This is a genomic window from Paenibacillus xylanexedens, assembly GCF_007680605.1.
Lineage (GTDB): Bacteria > Bacillota > Bacilli > Paenibacillales > Paenibacillaceae > Paenibacillus > Paenibacillus xylanexedens_B.
On the sequence record NZ_VEIO01000001.1, the window covers coordinates 94,209 to 113,996 of the forward strand.

Here is a 19,788-nt window from a genome sequence, read left to right on the forward strand (position 1 = left end):
ACCGATGCGATTGTCAGGAGATGAGAGAAATGCCGCTGCAAGAACAGACAAGTGGTTGGAGTGATACAGCGATCAAGATGCTGGACGGATATAGTGGTACTTTGCAGACAGGCAGCGTTTTGCACGAAACCAATGTAACTTCTAATGTGCTGCTGCTGGCATACGGAGGCGAAGGGGAGCTTGCAATGGATGGCGAAGGTTGCCACATTGGAGCTTCTTTTGCCTGTCATGCGGTGAAGGGATCATCCTACACGCTGACGGCCAGATCAGAGGACATTCATTATATAGTGATCATGTACAAGGCTTCTTCGATGGAGGGAGCCTCTATTGTTATGCCTTCATACCGCAAACACCCGCTGCGCAGATCATTTGTGCAGAACTCGGCAGCCCACGCGGAATGGATCGAGAATGTGGAAAAAATAGTAGCCAAATGGCGCCGCGGCGAAGGGCTGGAACGATTCTATGCGAACGCTTTGCTCCAGGGAATGATCTACGAGCTGATCATGGCATATGAACGTGGTCAGGGGGGAGCGGAGTCCGATATGGTGGATGTGGTCGCTTCCTATATTGCGTCACAATATCGTCAGAACCTGGAGCTTAAAGAGCTGGCTGCCCTTGCGGGTTGTAGCGTAAGACAGCTACAGCGTCGCTTCAAACAAGAAAAGCAGCTTGGACCGATGGAGTACGTCATTCAGCTGCGCATGGAAAGTGCTTCACGGATGCTGCGTCATACGGATGCTTCGATCGGTGAAATTGCCGACAAATTGGGCTATCGGGATATGTATTATTTCAGCAGAGCGTTTAAAAAGTATTACGGCGTTCCCCCGCTGCATTATCGGCATGCCGTTGCTTCGAGAACCGATGCAGACTACGCGAAGGCTCTGCTGCAAAATCGCACAGCTTCATCCTATGAATCTGCCCAAGGCCCAGTTATCTGTCATATGCAAGGGGAGTACACCGTCACCGAAACACCGCAGCGTATCGCTGTTCTAGATGTGCAGTATGCCGATCATTTGCTTGCGCTGGGCTTGGCCCCGGTAGGAAGTGTCGGACTAGGAAGCAGCGTGTTATCCTTCCCCCAATCGCTTGGGGCAGAACTCCAGCACACCGAATTACTGGGTACATATGAATATCCTGATCTGCCTGCGGTGGAACGACTTGCACCGGATCTGATTATCTGTACCGAGGTACATGAGCAGTATCTTGAACGGTTAAGTGGGGTGGCTCCAGTACTCATGTTCAGACGAAATGAAAACTGGCAGACGATACTAAGTCTGTTCGGTGAACTAACCGGCAAGCGAGCAGAAGCCAAGCAGATTATTGCGGATTATCTTCGAAGAACGGCTTTGCTGTCTGAGGAATTAGCTACAGTATTGGCAGGCAAAAGTGTGGCTCTGATCCGTCCACTGGACTCTCTCGTTCGTGTGCATTCCGCCGCTCATCGCACAGGTGCTGTGCTGTACCGTGATCTGGGTCTGCCTGTACCAATGTTTGTCGCAGACACCTCCGACACAGCCTATCACATCTCGGTTGAGAGATTACCCGCAGTGCAGGCGAGTCACTACTTTTTGCTGAGTAACGAACTTATGCAGGATGGGATATCTGCGACAGAGGAGCGGGTTTTGGGAATGCTCGGTGGGGGCGAGGAGCAGCGATTGCATTCGGTGGATGCGGCGACCTGGATTGGTTGTTATGGGCCGATGGGGATTAATGGGATTGTGGATCAGGTTGAGCAGGCGTTGTTGGGGTTTACGTAAAGCATTTATTTACCCTAATCAGGGTTCAAATAGCTGTTCTAAAGACTATAGACAGGTCATCTTTTCTCTCCATAAAGAGATTAAGTGACCTGTTTTTTTGGTTTTAATGAGTTGGAATAGGGCGAAAGTTCTAAAGATAGTTCTTAAAGCACAGGAATTCTTTTCGATAATGCCGCAAAATGGATTTTGTCTATGTAGTAAAGGTTTTATAAGGGGTTCAACTAATTCCGGTGTTAATTAATGCTTATGTTTCAGCAATAGTGAGATTCTCAGGATTAAATCTAAACGATAGGGAGAGTAGTCGATGAAGAGTTTATTACGAAAAATGTTAGTCCTGGTCACCATTGCATTAACCTTTCAGGCGGGATTCGGTAATTATATTACACCGATAACCTTTGCAGCAACGGGTCCTGTGTTAACTCTAACTGGAGGTTCTGCTTCGTTCGTTGCTGGGGATAATGCGTCCTCAACTCCGGTTGTTATTGACTCCGCCATAACGGTAACGGCGGATAGCAGCACTACGCTTGTAAGCGCAACAGTGGCGATTACAGGTAATTTTCGTGCTGGAGAAGATATGCTGATGTTCACTAACAATAACGTGCAGATCATGGAGAATATTGCGGCGAGTTATAATGCATCTACTGGTGTGCTGACGTTGACATCAGCTGGCGCAACTGCAACATTGGCCCAGTGGCAAGCCGCTTTGAGATCAATTACTTATACAAATACAGCGGTCACACCAAATGCGGCAACACGTACGGTTAGCATCACGGTAAGTGACGGCGTCAATGCAAGCAGTACAGTGACACGAACTTTGATGGTGACAGCTACCGACCAGACACCAATCGTGACCACGAGTGGTGGTTCGACGAATTACATCTCCGGAGCTTCGACTCCGGTGGCGATCGACAGCGGTCTAACGGTATCCGATCTGGACAACACCACCTTGGCTAGCTCAACGGTTAGCATCATGATGAATTTCGAAGCGGGAAAAGACGTATTGGCATACACTAATGATGGGGTGACCATGGGGAATATTACGGCGAGTTATAATGCATCTACTGGTGTGCTGACACTGACATCGGCAAATGCAACCGCAACGTTGGCCCAGTGGCAGAGTGCGTTGAGAAGTATTTCATTTTCAAGTACAAGTGCTACGCCAGGGCAGCGTATCGTTAGTTATTCCGTAAATGATGGAATGAAGAGCAGCGTTGCTGTTACACGTACAGTGGAAGTAACGGTAATCACGCCCTTGAGCCTGACTACAAGCAGCGGTTCGGCTCCATTCGTGGCTGGGGATAATGCGACCTCAACTCCGGTCGTTATCGACTCCGCCATATTGTTAACAATAGATAGCAGCAAGACTCTTGCAAGCGCAACAGTGGCGATTACAGGCAATCTTCAAGTTGGAGAAGATCTTCTGTTGTTCACTAATAACGGGTTGAACAAGGGAAATATTGTCGCTAGTTATAATGCCTTTACTGGCGTGCTGACATTGACATCCGCAGGCTCTGCTGCAACGGGGTTGCAGTGGCAGAACGCCCTGAGATCAATTGCTTATACTAGTGCGGCGATCACGCCGAGTACGGTGGACCGTACGGTTAGCTTCAATGTGACAGATGGGGTTAGCACAAGCAATACAGCGACAAGACCTGTAACGGTCACAGCAACCAACCAGACTCCAATTGTGGCCACAAGTGGTGGGTCGACGAATTACATTACCGGTGCTTCGACTCCGGTGGTAATCGACAGCGCTCTAACGTTATCAGACCTTGATAATGCAACCTTGGCTAGCGCATCAGTTAGTATTATGAGCAATTTCGACGCGGAAAAAGACGTATTGTCATACACCAATGATGGAGCGAGCATGGGAAATATTACGGCGAGTTATAATGGCTCAACAGGCGCACTAACGCTGATATCCTCAGGCGGGACCGCAACGTTGGCGCAGTGGCAGAGAGCGTTGAGGGGAATTTCGTTCTCAAGCACAAGCGCCACGCCAGGGCAACGCAACATTAGTTATATCGTGAGCGACGGAACTAAGACCAGCGCTGCTGCTACACATCCTGTGGAAGTGACGGTGATCGCGCCTCCGATTCTCACTACAAGCAGCGGTTCGGCTTCATTTGTGGCTGGGAATAATGCACCCTCGACTCCGGTCGATATCGACTCTGGCATAACGGTAACAGCAGATAGCAGCACTACTCTTGCAAGCGCAACAGTGGCGATTACAGGTAATCTTCATGTTGGAGAAGATGAGCTTGGTTTCATCAATGACGGGCTGAGCATGGGGAATATTACAGCCAGTTATAATGCATCTACGGGTGTGCTGACGCTGACATCATCGGGCGGAACTGCAACGTTGGCGCAGTGGCAGGCCGCCTTGAGATCAATTACTTATACAGATACGGCGATCACGCCAAATGAGGCGACACGTATAGTTAGCTTCACGGTGAACTCCAGCGTCAATGCAAGCAATACAGCAACAAGAGCTGTAACGATCACAGCTACCAATCAGACACCAAGGGTGACCACAAGTGGCGGGTCGACGAATTACATCTCTGGAGCTTCGACGCCGACAGTTATTGATAGCGGTGTAACGGTATCCGACCTGGATAATACCACCTTGACTAGCGCAGCGGTTAGCATTACGAGCCACTTCGATACTGGAAAAGACGTATTGGCATACATTAATGATGGAGCGAGCATGGGGAATATTACGGCGAATTATGATGCTCTCATGGGCGTGCTGACATTAACGTCCGCAGGTGGAACCGCAACGTTGGCGCAGTGGCAGAACGCATTGCAAGCAGTTACTTACAGTAACACACAAGTTTCTACGAATATGACGACGCGCACGATCGGCTTTACCGTAAGCGATGGTAACCAAATGAGCAACATTGGAACAAAAAGCATGACCTTGCAGGGATTAAGAAGTTTAAAGGCTACTCCGAATACGTTAAACGTAATGAGCGGGCAGACTGCATCCGTGGCGATTACAGCTGTTTTTTCAGATCAGTCGCAAAGAGATGTGACCTCATCGGTAACCTGGAGCGTTCGCAATCCGTCAATTGCTAATGTTACCGGTGGCATGGTTACAGGTAAGACAGCTGGTACTACTGTCGTCAGTGCTGTCTATGGAACCCAATCGGTAGATATAAACGTAACAGTAACCGGTACGCCAATTTCGGGGTCAGGTTCTTCCCCGAGCAGTTCAACCAATACAAGCACTCCAATCGATACGAACACTCCGGTTAAATCGGACCCTTCAACGCCTCCTGTACAGGAGACCAAGCATTTTCACGCTCTTGTTGAAACCGATCGGCTCGTAGCTTTTATACAAGAGGCATTGGCTGGTAACGCTATAACGTTCCAGGATGCAGCGTCCCATTGGGCTTCCAAAGATATTTTGTCCGCTGCCAAGATAGGTATAATTAATGGGTATCCAGACGGCAGATTCAGACCGGATGCTTCTATTACAAGGGCAGAGTTCAGCACACTTCTCGTTAAAGCATTTGCTCTGCGTTCAGGAAGCGAAACGTTTGAGTTACGGGATATTCAGAATTCGTGGGCGAGAGACTCTATAGAAGTTCTTGCTTCTAATGGCGTTATTAAAGGGTACTCTGATGGAACGTTCCACGCTGATTACAGGATTACACGGGCCGAGATGGTTGCTATGATTTCGAAAATCCTGATTTTTCAGAATAGTGCATCTGGCGATGCGGCAACATTCGTTGATGTAGCACCCAAGCATTGGGCGAAGGAGATCATTGAAGCGGCTGCAAAGGCGGGATTACTTGAGGGCAAGAGCCCGAATCGGTTTGAACCGAACGCCAATCTCACGAGGGCGGAAGCCTTAACGATGATCATGCGTATGCTGAGAGAGAATCCAACGATAGATCAATTGCTGGGTTAACCATGAAATAGCTCATAGCTTCTAAGCTGAGCAGATATAAAACAAAAATGTATCCCCCTTTTCGGTAGGCAGTGTATAGATAAAACCTGCTACAGTGAAGGGGGATATCTTTTGTCGCATAGTCGCCTCCAATAACTAAAACGTGAATAGGACGGAGTGGGCCTTATTCACGCTATGTAATGCAATGCTAAAGATTATTTAAAATCGAGATTGTTTGATGTATATGCATTACATACAAATGTCACTATACGAAATCGATAAAGGTAAATTTTATAAAAAATAACAATTATATTACATTGAACTGATAATTCATAAAGTGATCACGAAAGTTCGGAGAGATTATCTCAATTCAGTTGAATGAGAATGTGGGTTACTGGCAGATTGCCCACAGAAGTTCGGCGGTAATCTGATTAACTTTGCGAAAGACTTCTTGTGTAATATACTTAGTATATTAATATTATGATGTCAGGGTGGTCTTGTGGAATTGCATTTATACGAGCAGATATATGTCTATATTGTACAAGAGATCAAAGAAGGTCGATTAAAAGAAGGAGACCGAGTCTCTTCTGAAAAAGAGTTGGCTGAACAATTTGGCGTCAGTCGTATTACATCTAAAAAGGCTCTGGAGAAATTGGCCGATTCCGGGGTGATCAAACGGATACAAGGAAAAGGTTCATTTGTGGCCGATAGTATAATTGGAGGAAAAGAACCGAAGCACTATGCAGAGGTAACAACGACCTTGGTTCCTGAGGATGATAAGCGGTTGATCGGTTTTATTATACCGAATTTTTCTGACGAGTTTGGCCTGCAGCTTCTTAGATCGATGGAAAAGCGAAGTGCTGAGCACAATTATCAACTCATTATCAAGCGAACTTGCGGGGATCGGGATGAGGAAAAACGTGCGATCGACTTATTTATGGGTTTAGGCATCAAGGGATTAATCGTGACTCCCATTCATGGTCAACACTATAATTCGGAACTGCTTCGGCTTGTATTAGATCGGTTTCCGATTGTTTTGGCCGATAGATATCTTAAAGGGATTCCGGTTTGTTCGGTATACACAGACAATAAGAAAGCAGCCATGGATCTTACACGTCATCTGATTAACAAAGGACATAAAAAAATTGCCTTTTTATCTCCGCCGGAAGAAAACACTTCAACATTGGAGGAAAGGCTGCTCGGATATACGTTTGCCTTCACCCAGGAAGGGATGAATTTGAACAAAGATTATGTATTGACGAACCTGAAGGGCACCCTTCCTATGAACATAAATGGAACAGCGATTGAAAGTGATAAGGAAACAATAAAGCATTTTTTGAAACAACACCCTGATGTAAAGGCGTTTGTCGCGTCGGAATTTCTAATAGCTACCATGCTGGCTCAAGTCATCCACTCGATGGGGAAATCTCTGGAGGAATTCGAGATTGTTTGTTTCGACTCTCTGAATGATTACTTGGGTCAGCCCATCTTCACACATATTAAGCAGGATGAGAAGCAGATGGGTGAATTGGCAGTGGATATGCTAATCTCTCAGCTGCATGGAGCAGCAGTTCCCGAACTGAACATTATTGAACATCGTATGGTCGTGAAAAATAACACATAGGGTTAATACAAGCTCAGTGCAACTCAACAAAATCAAGGATATTTTTCAATGTGTCGAAAAGCCCGCCAGGGGCTTTTCGGCACTTTTTTTTGATATCAGAAATATGAACAACTTCAAAGCTGGGACCTTCCGGACCTGATAACGCAGGAAAAACTTCTTCTAAATGTCGCCTGTCTTCTGTGTAGTATGTCGGTAGCCGTTTTTCTTATGGTAAAGCATGTTTCACATCAGGGAATGGGTTGGGAGACTGGAGACTCATGAACCTTGAAACGTCGATTTACATATCAATTAAAGCCATACGACATGAATAATCATGTCGTAATATTGCAATTGACTTAGTTTGCAATGTCATATTAATATACTTAGTATATCTAGTGTAACTAGTAGGATTCTTATAACCAATTCACTTCGTTCATCATTTTCTGATTTTAAATCGTTCATATCACCAATGTTGTTACCGCTTACATAAATAATGGATTGTTCAGAAAAGGAAGTGGATTCTATAGGAATTCAAGTTAAACGAATTCATTTAACTTAAGGGGGACTTTGAATGAGGAGATCCAAAAAAATCGCATTTCCAATTCTTGCTTACTTCCTGGCTATGTTACTACTTCTAACTGCTTGCTCAACGAAGGCAGGCTCCGGCGATCCGGCTGGAGAGGGGAATACAACGGTTACGATGTGGCATGGTCTTACCTCCATTGATCTAGATAATATGAATAAAGTCGTGAAGGCATTTGAGGAGAAAAACCCTACCATCAAAATGAAATTGGTTTATACGGAATCCAGCGAGGGATCCGATCAGAAGCTGCTGACTGCGGTCGCAGGCGGCAATCCGCCCGATGTTGCACTTTTCGACCGATTTAAGGTCGGTACTTGGGCTGCCCAAGGTTCGCTGACTGACTTATCCTCGATGGCAGCAGAATCCGGAATTCGTAAGGAAATGTATTATCCATTTGCTTGGGAGGAATCCAGTTATCAAGGAAAGCTTTATGCAATGCCGATGGATACGGATTCTCGCCTGCTATTTTACAATAAGGATCATTTCAAAGAAGTAGGGCTGGATCCCAACAAACCACCACAAACGATCGCCGAGCTTGAAGCGGCCGCCGATAAGTTAACCATCAAGGAAGGTAAACGTTTCAAACGGATCGGGTTCATCCCATGGTATTCGCAAGGCTGGCTGTATACTTGGGGATGGGCATTTGGAGGAGAATTCCAGGACACTGCCACCGGCAAAATTACTGCAAATGATCCTAAAGTCGTTGAAGCGCTGCAATGGATGACCGACTTCGGCCAAAAATACAATGTCGAGGATATTGCCGGATTTACTAGCGCAGCTGGCACGGAGGAAATGGATCCCTTCATTTCCGGTCAAGTCAGCATGAAGATCAGTGGAAACTTTACGGTGAAGGGGATCGAAAAATTTAAGCCGGATCTAAATTACGGCGTTGCACCGATACCGACTCCAACGGGAGCGGATTTTACGACATGGTCAGGAGGCGGCTCCGCTATTATTCCTAAAGGGGCCAAGAACGTCGCTGCTGCTTGGAAATTCCTCGAATTCTTAGGGAAAGAAGAGGGGCAAACGTTATTAAACGCCGACTCTCAAATTTCCGTTATCGATTCGGTTAACGACAAATACGGTTACAAGGACGATCCGATCATGAAGGAATTTATTACTATTTTGCCCAATTCACACAACCGCCCGGTTATTCCTGAAGGACAGCTTCTATGGAATGAATTAGCTTCCGCTACGGAAAAGGCAACCCGCGGCAACGGTACTCCGAAAGAGAACCTGGATCAAGTAACAGAGACGGTTAATAAGGCTTTAGAAAAATACGACAAATAGGGTGCTCGGTAGGCAGGGAGCGAATCTTCTCCTTGCCTATTCATGAATGACAATTGGAAGGAGAATGCACATGGCGAAACTAGCCGATTCCGTTCAAGTAAGCGCAATTCCATCGGCAAGGAAACGGGCACTTCACAGAACTAACGTGATTGGGTGGCTGTTTGCTTCACCTTGGGCTATAGGGCTGCTGTGCTTTTATGCAATTCCGATGCTCATGTCCATCTACTTCAGCTTCACGACTTACAGCATTCTGCAGCCTGGTGAATTTGTCGGAATGAATAATTATCGAGATCTTTTCCAGGATCCTCTGTTTTGGAAATCCATATACAACACGATTTATTTTACCGTATTTTTTGTTCCATTAAGTATATTCTTCGGTGTGGCACTCGCTATGATGTTGAATATGAAGGTCAAAGGTATGGCTGTATTCAGAACGATCTTTTTCTTACCTACGCTCGTGCCGCAAGTGGCTTTGGCTGTTCTGTGGATGTGGCTGTTACATCCAAACTTCGGATTGGTTAACGGGATGCTGGCGCATATCGGTATTGATGGGCCTTCCTGGCTTGGTGGTGAGTCGTGGTCCAAGCCTTCGCTCATTCTGATGTCGCTCTGGGGTATTGGACAAGCGGTCGTGATCTACCTTGCTGGACTAGGAGACATCCCTGATGAGTATTATGAAGCGGCACAAATCGATGGAGCTAACTGGTTTCAGAAAACGAGAAAGGTAACCCTGCCTTTGCTCACTCCCGTTATTTTCTACAACCTTGTCATGGGAATGATCGGTGCATTTCAACAGTTTACTCTTCCCTATACGTTGACCAAAGGGCAAGGAACTCCTGCGAATTCCATGACTTTTTACGTCATGTATTTATATGAGAACGGATTCAGGTATTTCAAAATGGGTTATGCCTCCGCCATGGCCTGGATCTTATTTATTATCGTTATGGCATTAACCGGAATTATTTTTATTACGTCTAAACGCTGGGTTCATTATCAAGGGAAATGAAGAGGGGGGAAGTAAAGAATGAGTCCTACCGCGATCAAAAGAATCAATCGGGCGTTAGCCTATTTATGTCTCATTGTTGCTTCTGCATTTTTCATTACTCCGTTCATTTGGCTACTTTCGACTTCTCTTAAACCACTCACACAAATCTTTACATTCCCGCCCGAGTGGATTCCGAGTCCCATTCTGTGGAGTAATTATTCCCGTGCCGTGGAGTATATCCCTTTTTGGACGTATCTGAAAAACACGGCGATTATAACCATCGCGAGTACGCTTGGTGTGATTATATCCTGTCCCTTGGTTGCATATAGTTTTGCCAAGTTAGAGTACCGCGGGAGAGGTTTACTTTTCTTTGTAACCCTCGCTGTGATGATGATTCCCGGACAGGTGACGATGATTCCGCTATTCTTGTTGTTTACTAAATTAGGTTGGGTAGGAACCGCTCTTCCACTGATTGTACCCCAATTTTTTGGAGTGCCCATTTACATTTTTCTATTGCGGCAGTTTTTCATGGGACTGCCTGATGCCCTGCGCGAAGCGGCCCGCTTAGACGGTGCCAGTGAGTTTCGCATATATTTACAGATCATGTTTCCACTAGCCAAATCCGCCGTATTAGCCGTGGCATTGTTTCAATTTATGGGAAGCTGGACTGATTTCATGGGCCCCTTGCTCTATTTAACCAATGAACCATCTTACACGGTTTCGCTCGGATTGCAGCAATTCCAGAGTCAAAAGGGATCCGAATGGGGTCTATTAATGGCCGTATCCACCTTGATGACATTACCTATTATTGTTTTGTTCTTTTTTCTTCAAAAGACGTTTATTAGCGGCATTACATTTAGCGGTATAAAAGGTTGAACATCATGGGTATGGCTGAAGCTCCAGCGATGCGGAACCAAGGCGTGTTAGGACAGACACAGACTTGAGAGGCAGTTTTTCATGAGGAAAAAACAAAAGAAACCGTTTCGTAGTAAATGGAAGTGAAAGCGACCATATACCAAAGGAGACGGTTTCTTTGTACATTTTACATACTCGAGTGAGGATACATTGGACTAGGTCGGGTGTTATGGTACAAGAATGATATATGAAGTAAGGGGTATATGTTAAAATGATAGAAAGTTGATCCATTAAGAAAAATAGGAGGTAACACTGCGTATATTCAGTATTGAAAGCCCAATGGATGTATATGGATTTGAGAGATTAAGTTTCCTAATTATTCGAAGGAATATCTCTTAACATCATATTCATGTTGCGTGGTCTTGTATTTGCAGGTATGCATGATAGGAAGGCTAAGAATCTGCAAGAAAAAAAGAATCGGCGAACCGATTCTTAAAAGTGAGTTTCATGCTCATTCTTAAAGCGTAAAAAAACAATTTTAACATGATAGCAGAATCTACATCAATTTAACCGGTAGATAAGCTTATCTCAATCTTGTAATTCATGATAATTACCAGTCCACGGATCAAAAACGTATGAATTTACTTCTGAATTTTTTTCCACTGAGAACATATAACCTTTTTTAATTTCATTAGATTCATCTTCAATTAACGTATTCTTCTGTTTATTAACCACATAAGGTTCTTCTAGGTTTTGAGTGACCTTATCTACCGCACTTTCATACGTGTATTGAGGAAGTGTGGTTATCGTATAAATTGGAATAAATATTAAAAAGAGTGTTTGTAAAAAAAACACTATTTCTTTACGTTTTTTACTTAGTTGAACTTTTAAGAAATAACTCAGCACCATGAAAAAAACTAACACTCCAATGAAAGGAAAAAGATCTAAAATATTATTGTATCGATATTGTAAAAAAATTAAAAAAGCCACTTCTATCAGACAAGCAATAATGATTAGTCTTCTATACATCATATCTCCTTTGAATAAGTAGTTGAAGCCAAGCATTATATGCTCCGATTATGCATAGATCAGTAACCCCTGTTACTTGAAACACTTAAAATACTAACAATCAGAAGAGAAGAAAAAAGAAGTGAATAATTCTTCCATACGGATACTCCTTTAAATAATATACTTTAAAACGTTTTATATCCAATCATTTCCTAATATAATTACATCATATCATTTAAGGCAAATGATTATCTTTTGACCATGAGTTGTTTTAAAAAAAGTCCGACCACCTTCTAAGCGAATTTGGTGTATAAATTAAGTGAGGATGTATCGCCTACATCTTTGTCTCGAATGTATATGTTACAATGATAGAAAGTTTATAAAAATACAAATAACAGAAGGTTTAGCGTATGAAATGGCATAAAGTGAGAGAACTTTTCCCTGACCAATTTGTCCTGGTTTCCATCCTTCAATATCATGAGGAAGATAACAAAAAAATCGTAGATGAAGTTGCACCAATTCGTACCGTATCCGAACAAGATGCGAATAAAGAGTTTTTTCGAGTAGAGCCTGGTAACGTTGTATATCATACTTCTAATCCAGACTTTGTGATCCATCTCCGTAAAGATCCATTAATGAGGGCGGGATATTGAACCGATATGGAGCAAAAGATTTAGAAGGGGAGAGCCTATGAGCGAAAGAGCTGAAAAGAAATTGAAAATGCAATTTGGTCTCATCATATTATTTATTTTTATCATTGGCGTGCAATTAATTGTCAAAAACTACTTCGTGAATGATCCACCCGCATGGACAACTGGATTATACATTTCTTGTTTTATTATATTTTGTATACTTGGACTGCTAACCTACCTTGATCTCAGAAACCAAGAGCAATTCGTAACCATTGGACAAATCGTAGATGTGAAGAAGGATAAATATATCATTATAGTCAAAGGGCTGGGGAGAGGTCATCGTAAAATATTAATAAAAGATAGTCATATCCTGAATATGATGCAGCCAGATGAACTAATTGAAATCACGAGATTAAAATATACAAACATGATAACGAAGAAAGTGTACCAGGATCAGGAGATGCAGCTTTGATCAAGTGATGAAAGGGTTGTGATTTTTTTACATATCGTTGACAGTAATAAGCAAGCTGATGCATTTAAAAGAAGCAAGGGAGTAGAGCTATTTGCTACACCACTCAATGGTTGTGACCTACAGGAAGCTGTAGATACTCGTAATGAATTTGAAAAGTCTTTAAATAGTCTAAAATAGTTAGGTCAAGCATTGGTGTAATCTGCAGAAGACCGATATCAGAATTGCCTAAAACCTTTGCGAAGCAAGGGTTTTTTATTATTATTTTGCATAATGTTTTATACGACAATATACACGTACTCTATGATTTTGAAGACCCTATAAGTCAGATCTATAGTTTTGAAGCGATCAAAAAGGGGTTATGCGTCCTGCAGGGCGATTTTCAAACCTCAATTCAGTTGTGGTCATGATATCAGTAAAGTCTGAAATATAATTTTTATCCCACAATGTTTTACGAAATTTAGGACTTTTGAAGGAATAAGTAGGATTAGTGTCGAATTGGGAAGAATATGTAGAGGTTACAATTGATTGTTTGAGGATGAACCAAGGAAATGGAGAGAAGGAGCGAGATGCTAAGAATTGAAGTGTTTCCAGCATCGTACGGAGATAGTTTTTTAGTTACGTGTACCGGAGAGCAAAAATGTTACCTTCTTATCGATATGGGATTTATGTCAACGTATTCAAAGAGTATTAAAGCCAAACTATTAGAAATCAAGAACAATGGTGAGAGCTTGTCTTTGATGATTCTTACTCATGTTGATGATGATCACATCTCAGGGGCAATAAAGTTTTTTGCAGAAAATGAATATCATGAGCATCCCCAAATAGTAAGGGTTGAAAATATCTGGTTTAACAGCTACAGACATTTACAGTTTGAAAAAAAGTATGCTTCTGATAAGGTGTTAACAGATGAGAACTCGTTTATACTGGAGAATTTGAAAGGTAAAGAAAGGCCGCGAGAGCAAGGCTTAAGGAGCATAGGTAGCATAGGGGCAATACAAGGCTCGACATTAGCTTCATTATTGTATCACTATAAATATTTAGAAGTGTGGAATTCACATTTTAATAAAAATGCTGTATTAGTTGAAAAACAGGACGATGAAACCTTAAAAAGAATTCAACTGACGGATGAAGTAAGTATTACTATTTTATCTCCAGATATAAATAAACTTAGTGCTTTGGACGCTTTATGGAAAGAAAAGCTCGTTTCTGAAGGATACAAAGGACCAATATTAAGTAGTGAGTTAATGGATGATGCTTTTGAAGTATACTCAGTAAATTATAATGGAAAAGATAAACGGAATAAAAAACTTTACAAAGTCTCTTCTCATCAGGAGGTTGAGAAGATAGCTAATGCTCCCATTATCGAAGATTGTTCACCTGTAAATGGTAGCTCGATTGCGTTTATTTTAGAGTTTCAAAACAAAAAGGTTCTTTTTTTAGCAGACTCACATCCCGATATCATAGTTGAAAATCTTAAAAAAATTATGTTGAAAGAAAAAATTGAAAAAATACATTTTGATGCCGTAAAAATTTCTCATCATGGTAGTAAACATAATACAAGTAATGAATTATTGGAGATAATTGATACAGACAAGTATATATTCTCGACAAATGGAAGAGGAAAAGGTTTTGTTCATCCTGATATTGAAACTGTCCTAAAAATAATAACAGTTAAAACTGATAGGAAAAAGACTTTAATTTTTAATTACAAACCAGTTCATATTTTTCAGATTATTAATAATAACGATTTAATAGAAAAATATAATTATGAAATTATACACATGAATGATGCATCTGTTGGAAAAGACAATTATATTACCACTATAAATATCTAACCTTTGGAGGGAGTTATCATAACTAACATTAAGAAAATTTACGAGATAACATCCATTTTAATGTGTGGTGGAATCCAAGGTACTGCATTTTTCATTGATGAAAGCTTTGCTGTAACTGCAAAGCATTGTGTGAACAATAATATTGATAAAAATGCAGATATCTTATTGTGTTTTGTTGATAACAGTAAGAAAGAATCAAGCTGTAGAGCTGAGATTGTCGATTATGATGAAGAATTAGATATTGCGTTGCTACGTCTTTCTGAGCCAGTGAGTCATGTGAAAGAATGGGTTCAGCTATGTAGCGATAAGGTCATTCAAGATCAAAACTGGGAAACTGTAGGCTACCCCGAAAATTGGAATGAAATCGAAGAAGGAACAAAGCATTGTTATATCAAGGGTAGTGTTCACTATATTGATGATTTTGAGAAAAAAACTGTATATGATGTTCATTTGTCTAGCAATTTAATAAAGGAAGACTGGCCTTATACTTTAGGAGGGCTCTCAGGTTCTCCATTAATTATTGATGGAAAGATTCAAGGTATTATTGTCCGTGAGGAAAATAGTGTAATTAAATCTCAACTAAAAGCAGTTAGTTTCAAGAAATGTGAAGCATTTCTTATAAAAAATCAAAGAGGAATTAGTGGTTCATTTACTAGTAACAATACACTAGTTACTGGACGACTTGAAATTCAGATGCAAAGCTGTAATGAATTTTTTCAAAAAATAGATTCTGTAGCAGCGGATAATGGTTTGAGAGTGGTTATTGATCCGTATTATTTGAAGTATGACAAAACAGGTAAAAGTAAAATAAAGGATTTAGCTGAATACTTAGCAAATTCTTTGAATCAATATGTATGTAACCTTTCAGAATTGAAAGAGTTATCAACAAAGCCTATGAAAGTGAATGAAATTTATAGAAAAACTAAAATTGCAATTCATGAAATACATAGGCAAGGAAAGTTGGGTTCTATTCTACTTTGGATGCTACTGGAAGGTGTTGTAGGAGTTCCAAAGTTTTTTAAACGATTTGGTATGGCAAACACTGATATGAATTTTAGCGAAGTACATTTAGGAATGAAAGAAAGTAAATTACTGTTTTATTTGGGAGAAGGGAAATTAAGTAGTGACTTTAACAAAAGTGTAATGAATTTAATGGAAATATTATCTGAATGTGCTGATATTCAGAAAGATATATATATTTCAGATGAAAACATGTATAACGACCTTTCTCAAGGTCATTTCAAGTTCTTAATAGACAAGTTTATAAATCATAAAACTAGAGACTGGGATGATATTATACTGGAAATAGCTGTTTTTACAGGGTATGATTCAATGCAATTGAAAAGGGTTGAATCTGCAAATTACTCAAATAACATCGAAGAAATATTCAAACAAGTCTACAGTATTGAATCTGAACATAACAGCAGTTCTATCTATGATAAATTGCTTTCGGTAGGAAATATAAATCAAATGACAATAAAATGGTTTATCCTTCCGTTCAATAACGTATCAGAGTTTGAAGAAATGGTATTAAAAGAATTTGAGTAATAATTATGCACATTTTTTAAAAGAATAAATAAATACATCAATGAGAACTGGTGTTCCTTTTTGGCTTGAAGAGGTGTAATATAGTAAATAGTTGGACCTTTAAAATGAAAATGAAGGGGGTATTAAAGTGAATCCTTTAGTTGCAAGAGTTCAAACTAAAGAGAGGGTTGATGAACTCCTTAAAAAGATTAAAGTAATTGAAATTTATAGCGAGTTTTTTAAGAATACAAATAGTGATTTTCAAAAATTAACTTTAGACGAAACGAAAATATTAATTGAAGTGGCTAATATACTAGCTTCATCTTCAGATGTAGAAGACATGAAAATCGCTTTACAGATCGTGACCACTCTCCCACTAATTCATACTTCTAAGGGAGTTGAACTAAGTTCATTTCTAATTTTAAGAAAGCTAGGAAATTATCCGGCAATATCATTGTTGCAAAAAAAGAAAGAAATTGTTGATTATAAAGCCTATTTAGGAGGCTTAGCAACGCTGGAGGAATTTGTGCGTGAAAGCATAAATACAAGAAACTTTCTCGGAAAGGAATACTTACTAACGAATTTCCAAAAAAAGGTGACAGACCTAGCGAATGATAATTTTGGGGTAAGTGTGTCTGCTCCAACATCTGCAGGTAAGTCTTTTGTTTTTTTGAAAATTTTGTTGGATCGGGTTATTGAAGAGCCTGGATCAACAGCAATATATATAGTGCCTACACGGGCATTAATTAGACAAGTAATGAACGATATTTTGCTACATATAAAAGAATTTGATTTAAAAGGTGTTAACGTTAGTTGTTCATCGGAGACCGAAGTCCTTATTAAAAATAATGAGCGGTCTAATATCCTAGTATTGACTCAGGAAAGGCTTTACCATTTATGTGCAGATATAGATTCTTCACATAATTTGAAAACTAAAATAATTATTATAGATGAAGCACAAAATATTCAAAGTGGTGGTAGAGGCGTATTACTGGAAAACTCCATTAAATTTGCTCAAACACTATGGCCTCAAGCAAAAATAGTGTTTTCTAGTCCATTAGTAGAAAACCCTGAAAAACTACTAGAAACGTTTGAAATAGCAAATGGAATTGAAGAAAAGGAAAAATTCCCTTTAGTTAGACAGAATTTGATAAAAGTTGATGTAAAAGCGGATAAGCTAGTGATTAAAACAGTATTTGATGAAGAAGAACTTGAAATTGGATCACTAGACTTTGCTCAAGATGGGACAGCCGACTATAAGCTTCTTGCGGATGTTGCTTTGGCTTTATGGAATAATCAAACATCAATTATATATGCAAGTGAGCCAATGAGATCTACTGATGTAATAAGAGCTATAGCATTTAATGGAGGTTTCCAGAGGTTATACAACGAAAAGCTTGATGAATTCGCGGATTTTATTGAAGAGTACATTTCAAACAATTATGAATTGGCTAACTTTATTCGTCGAGGACTTGCGTTTCACTTCGGTTCCTTGCCACCAATAATTAGATCAGGAATAGAAGATTTATTTAAATCGGGTGACTTAAAAATAGTAAGTTGTACTTCTACTTTGTTGGAAGGGATGAATATGCCAGCCAAAAACATCTTTGTGCATAAGCCAGAAAAAGGCAGTAACGAACCGATGGATAAATTAAACTTTTGGAATTTAGCTGGTAGAGCGGGTCGCATGGGGAACGACTTTTCAGGCAACATAATTTGTTTGGAATTAGAAAAATGGAAAGAAAATCCCTTTAAAGGGTCTAGAGAACAATATATAATTCCTTCAACAGAAAAAAGATTAAAGACAGAGAGTTTGGAGTTTAAAGAATTTCTTTTAAACAATACTTCTAATCCAAAATCTGATGATTATAATGAACAACTAGTATCTGTAATTCTTAATGAAAGAATTCGGGGTAAAAAGTTACAAGGATCAATTTATGAAAATGAATCAAATGTCGCTACACTAATAGAGATAGATCTTATTGCAGAATCTTTAATAGAAGATTTCCGTCCCCCTAAAGAATTGTTGCAAAGAATACCAGGTATATTACCACAAAAAATAAATGAGTTATGGGTATTCTTCTCAAATAGTGATAATCTTGAGGAACTGATGCCAATGTATCCTGTATTTTCATATGGAGATAGCTATAAACGTTTTAAAAAAATCATAGGATTATTTGGTGATTTTTTCGAAAACAGCAACTGGAACGAAGCATTTGTAACGAAAATATCAATTAATGCTTATAGGTGGATGTTGGGGAATTCACTTTCTTCAATAATTTTTTATGATAAAAAAAGCTTGACTAAAAAAGAAAGGAGTTTAACAAGTCTTGTTAAATCGCAGGTTGAGTTTCTTAACAATACAATTAGATATAAAATAGTAAAGTATATGCAGGTATATACGGAAGTATTAAAAGCTTATTTAATTTTTGTTAATAAGAATGATGATGCTGAAAAGCTTGTTAATTTAGCAGCCTATCTAGAGTACGGAGCCTGTACAGTTCCAGCTCTTGAATTTATGGCAATAGGCCTTCCTAGAGAAGCGGCATTACTACTATCCAGTAACTTAGGTTATAGAGAAGTATATACGGCTGAAATTTGCATGGATTGGTTAAAAATACTTGATGTTGAATCGTTAAACACTAGTGTCTACATGAAGAAGCAAATAACAACTGTTCAAAACAGTATATAAGTGCATTTTACTCTTAACCTGGCGGTTAATTTATGTTGACTGGCTTGAAGGCGCATTTTATTCTACAATGAGTAAGGAACCGATAGTACATAACTCGACGCGTGAGTTATGTACTGCTGGTTGTGTATGGAAGAGGAGGAATGTCATAATTCAAACGGCTACTTTAGCAACTTTTTTAATACTTCTAAGCACTTATGATTCTAAAGTAAATAAAATCGACTGCGCACTCTTCTGGTAAGTTCCATTCGATGCGCGCATAATGAGCGATTGGGATTCTGAATCTCCCGAACAAACCCTTCGCAAGATTAAAAAGCCCCTTTTCTCACTCTTCTCTGACTCAGTTGTAGATGAGTTGATTTTTGGAAAAGAGGTGCTCCCTCAAAAAGCTTCGTCCAATAGTGCCGCGCCATCACTCGTTAGTCAATTTCACGAATCTTGGATGCATTACTGTTAGTATCCTCTAGAATTTAATAGAAATAATTATTAAATAGAAAGCTCTGATCTATAAAAGTTTAAGGGCAGTCCTGGTGATTAGCTAGAATATAAACTGGAGTGTCCGAATACATAATTAACTATGCAATATATGCATAAAACCCCATTTGACCGGTAATCCTTTGAGAAGCAATATGCATTAAATCGCAGAAAAAGAAAGCT

The 19,788-nt window shown here is 40.2% G+C and carries 12 protein-coding genes; 11 read left to right on the plus strand and 1 reads right to left on the minus strand.

The features are described 5' to 3' along the window. Positions 1 to 29 precede the first annotated feature (29 nt). The 6 genes from FS818_RS00520 (at position 30) to FS818_RS00545 (ending at position 10,989) form a co-directional block, all read left to right on the plus strand. Positions 30 to 1,757 (plus strand): helix-turn-helix domain-containing protein, encoded by a 1,728-nt coding sequence (locus tag FS818_RS00520; protein ID WP_145328639.1) that lies wholly within the window; start codon positions 30 to 32, stop codon positions 1,755 to 1,757. Positions 1,758 to 2,061: 304 nt separating this feature from the next. Further along, on the plus strand, positions 2,062 to 5,673 hold the full coding sequence (locus tag FS818_RS00525) for an S-layer homology domain-containing protein (RefSeq protein ID WP_145328641.1): 3,612 nt from the start codon (positions 2,062 to 2,064) through the stop codon (positions 5,671 to 5,673). Between the two features lie 478 nt (positions 5,674 to 6,151). Further along, positions 6,152 to 7,276 carry a GntR family transcriptional regulator gene (locus FS818_RS00530; protein ID WP_145328643.1) on the plus strand — a complete coding sequence of 375 codons (1,125 nt, stop codon included), beginning with the start codon at positions 6,152 to 6,154 and terminating at the stop codon, positions 7,274 to 7,276. A gap of 550 nt (positions 7,277 to 7,826) precedes the next feature. Beyond that, complete coding sequence (locus tag FS818_RS00535) at positions 7,827 to 9,128, plus strand: ABC transporter substrate-binding protein (protein WP_145328645.1); 1,302 nt, start codon at positions 7,827 to 7,829, stop codon at positions 9,126 to 9,128. 70 nt (positions 9,129 to 9,198) lie between these two features. Next, positions 9,199 to 10,134: a carbohydrate ABC transporter permease gene (locus FS818_RS00540; protein WP_145328647.1), complete on the plus strand. Its 936-nt coding sequence runs from the start codon at positions 9,199 to 9,201 to the stop codon at positions 10,132 to 10,134. An 18-nt stretch (positions 10,135 to 10,152) separates the two neighbouring features. Further along, a complete protein-coding gene (locus tag FS818_RS00545) occupies positions 10,153 to 10,989 on the plus strand; it encodes a carbohydrate ABC transporter permease (protein ID WP_145328649.1) in 837 nt (278 codons plus the stop codon). Positions 10,990 to 11,556: 567 nt separating this feature from the next. On the opposite strand, the gene FS818_RS00550 is transcribed toward FS818_RS00545, so the two are convergent. Further along, a complete protein-coding gene (locus FS818_RS00550; protein WP_145328651.1) occupies positions 11,557 to 11,997 on the minus strand; it encodes a hypothetical protein in 441 nt (146 codons plus the stop codon). Between the two features lie 389 nt (positions 11,998 to 12,386). On the opposite strand from FS818_RS00550, the gene FS818_RS00555 reads away from it, so the two are divergent. From FS818_RS00555 to FS818_RS00575, 5 genes are all read left to right on the plus strand, one after another. Next, positions 12,387 to 12,629, plus strand: a complete 243-nt coding sequence (locus FS818_RS00555) for a hypothetical protein (protein WP_145328653.1) — start codon at positions 12,387 to 12,389, stop codon at positions 12,627 to 12,629. Between the two features lie 37 nt (positions 12,630 to 12,666). After that, positions 12,667 to 13,080: a hypothetical protein gene (locus FS818_RS00560; protein ID WP_145328655.1), complete on the plus strand. Its 414-nt coding sequence runs from the start codon at positions 12,667 to 12,669 to the stop codon at positions 13,078 to 13,080. A 566-nt stretch (positions 13,081 to 13,646) separates the two neighbouring features. Further along, positions 13,647 to 14,915 (plus strand): ComEC/Rec2 family competence protein, encoded by a 1,269-nt coding sequence (locus tag FS818_RS00565; protein ID WP_145328657.1) that lies wholly within the window; start codon positions 13,647 to 13,649, stop codon positions 14,913 to 14,915. 60 nt (positions 14,916 to 14,975) lie between these two features. Then, positions 14,976 to 16,463, plus strand: a complete 1,488-nt coding sequence (locus FS818_RS00570; protein WP_260989856.1) for a HamA C-terminal domain-containing protein — start codon at positions 14,976 to 14,978, stop codon at positions 16,461 to 16,463. Positions 16,464 to 16,590: 127 nt separating this feature from the next. Next, the gene (locus tag FS818_RS00575; protein ID WP_260989754.1) at positions 16,591 to 19,134 is read left to right on the plus strand and encodes a DEAD/DEAH box helicase; all 2,544 of its coding nucleotides are present in this window, start codon (positions 16,591 to 16,593) and stop codon (positions 19,132 to 19,134) included. The last annotated feature ends 654 nt before the right edge of the window (positions 19,135 to 19,788 follow it).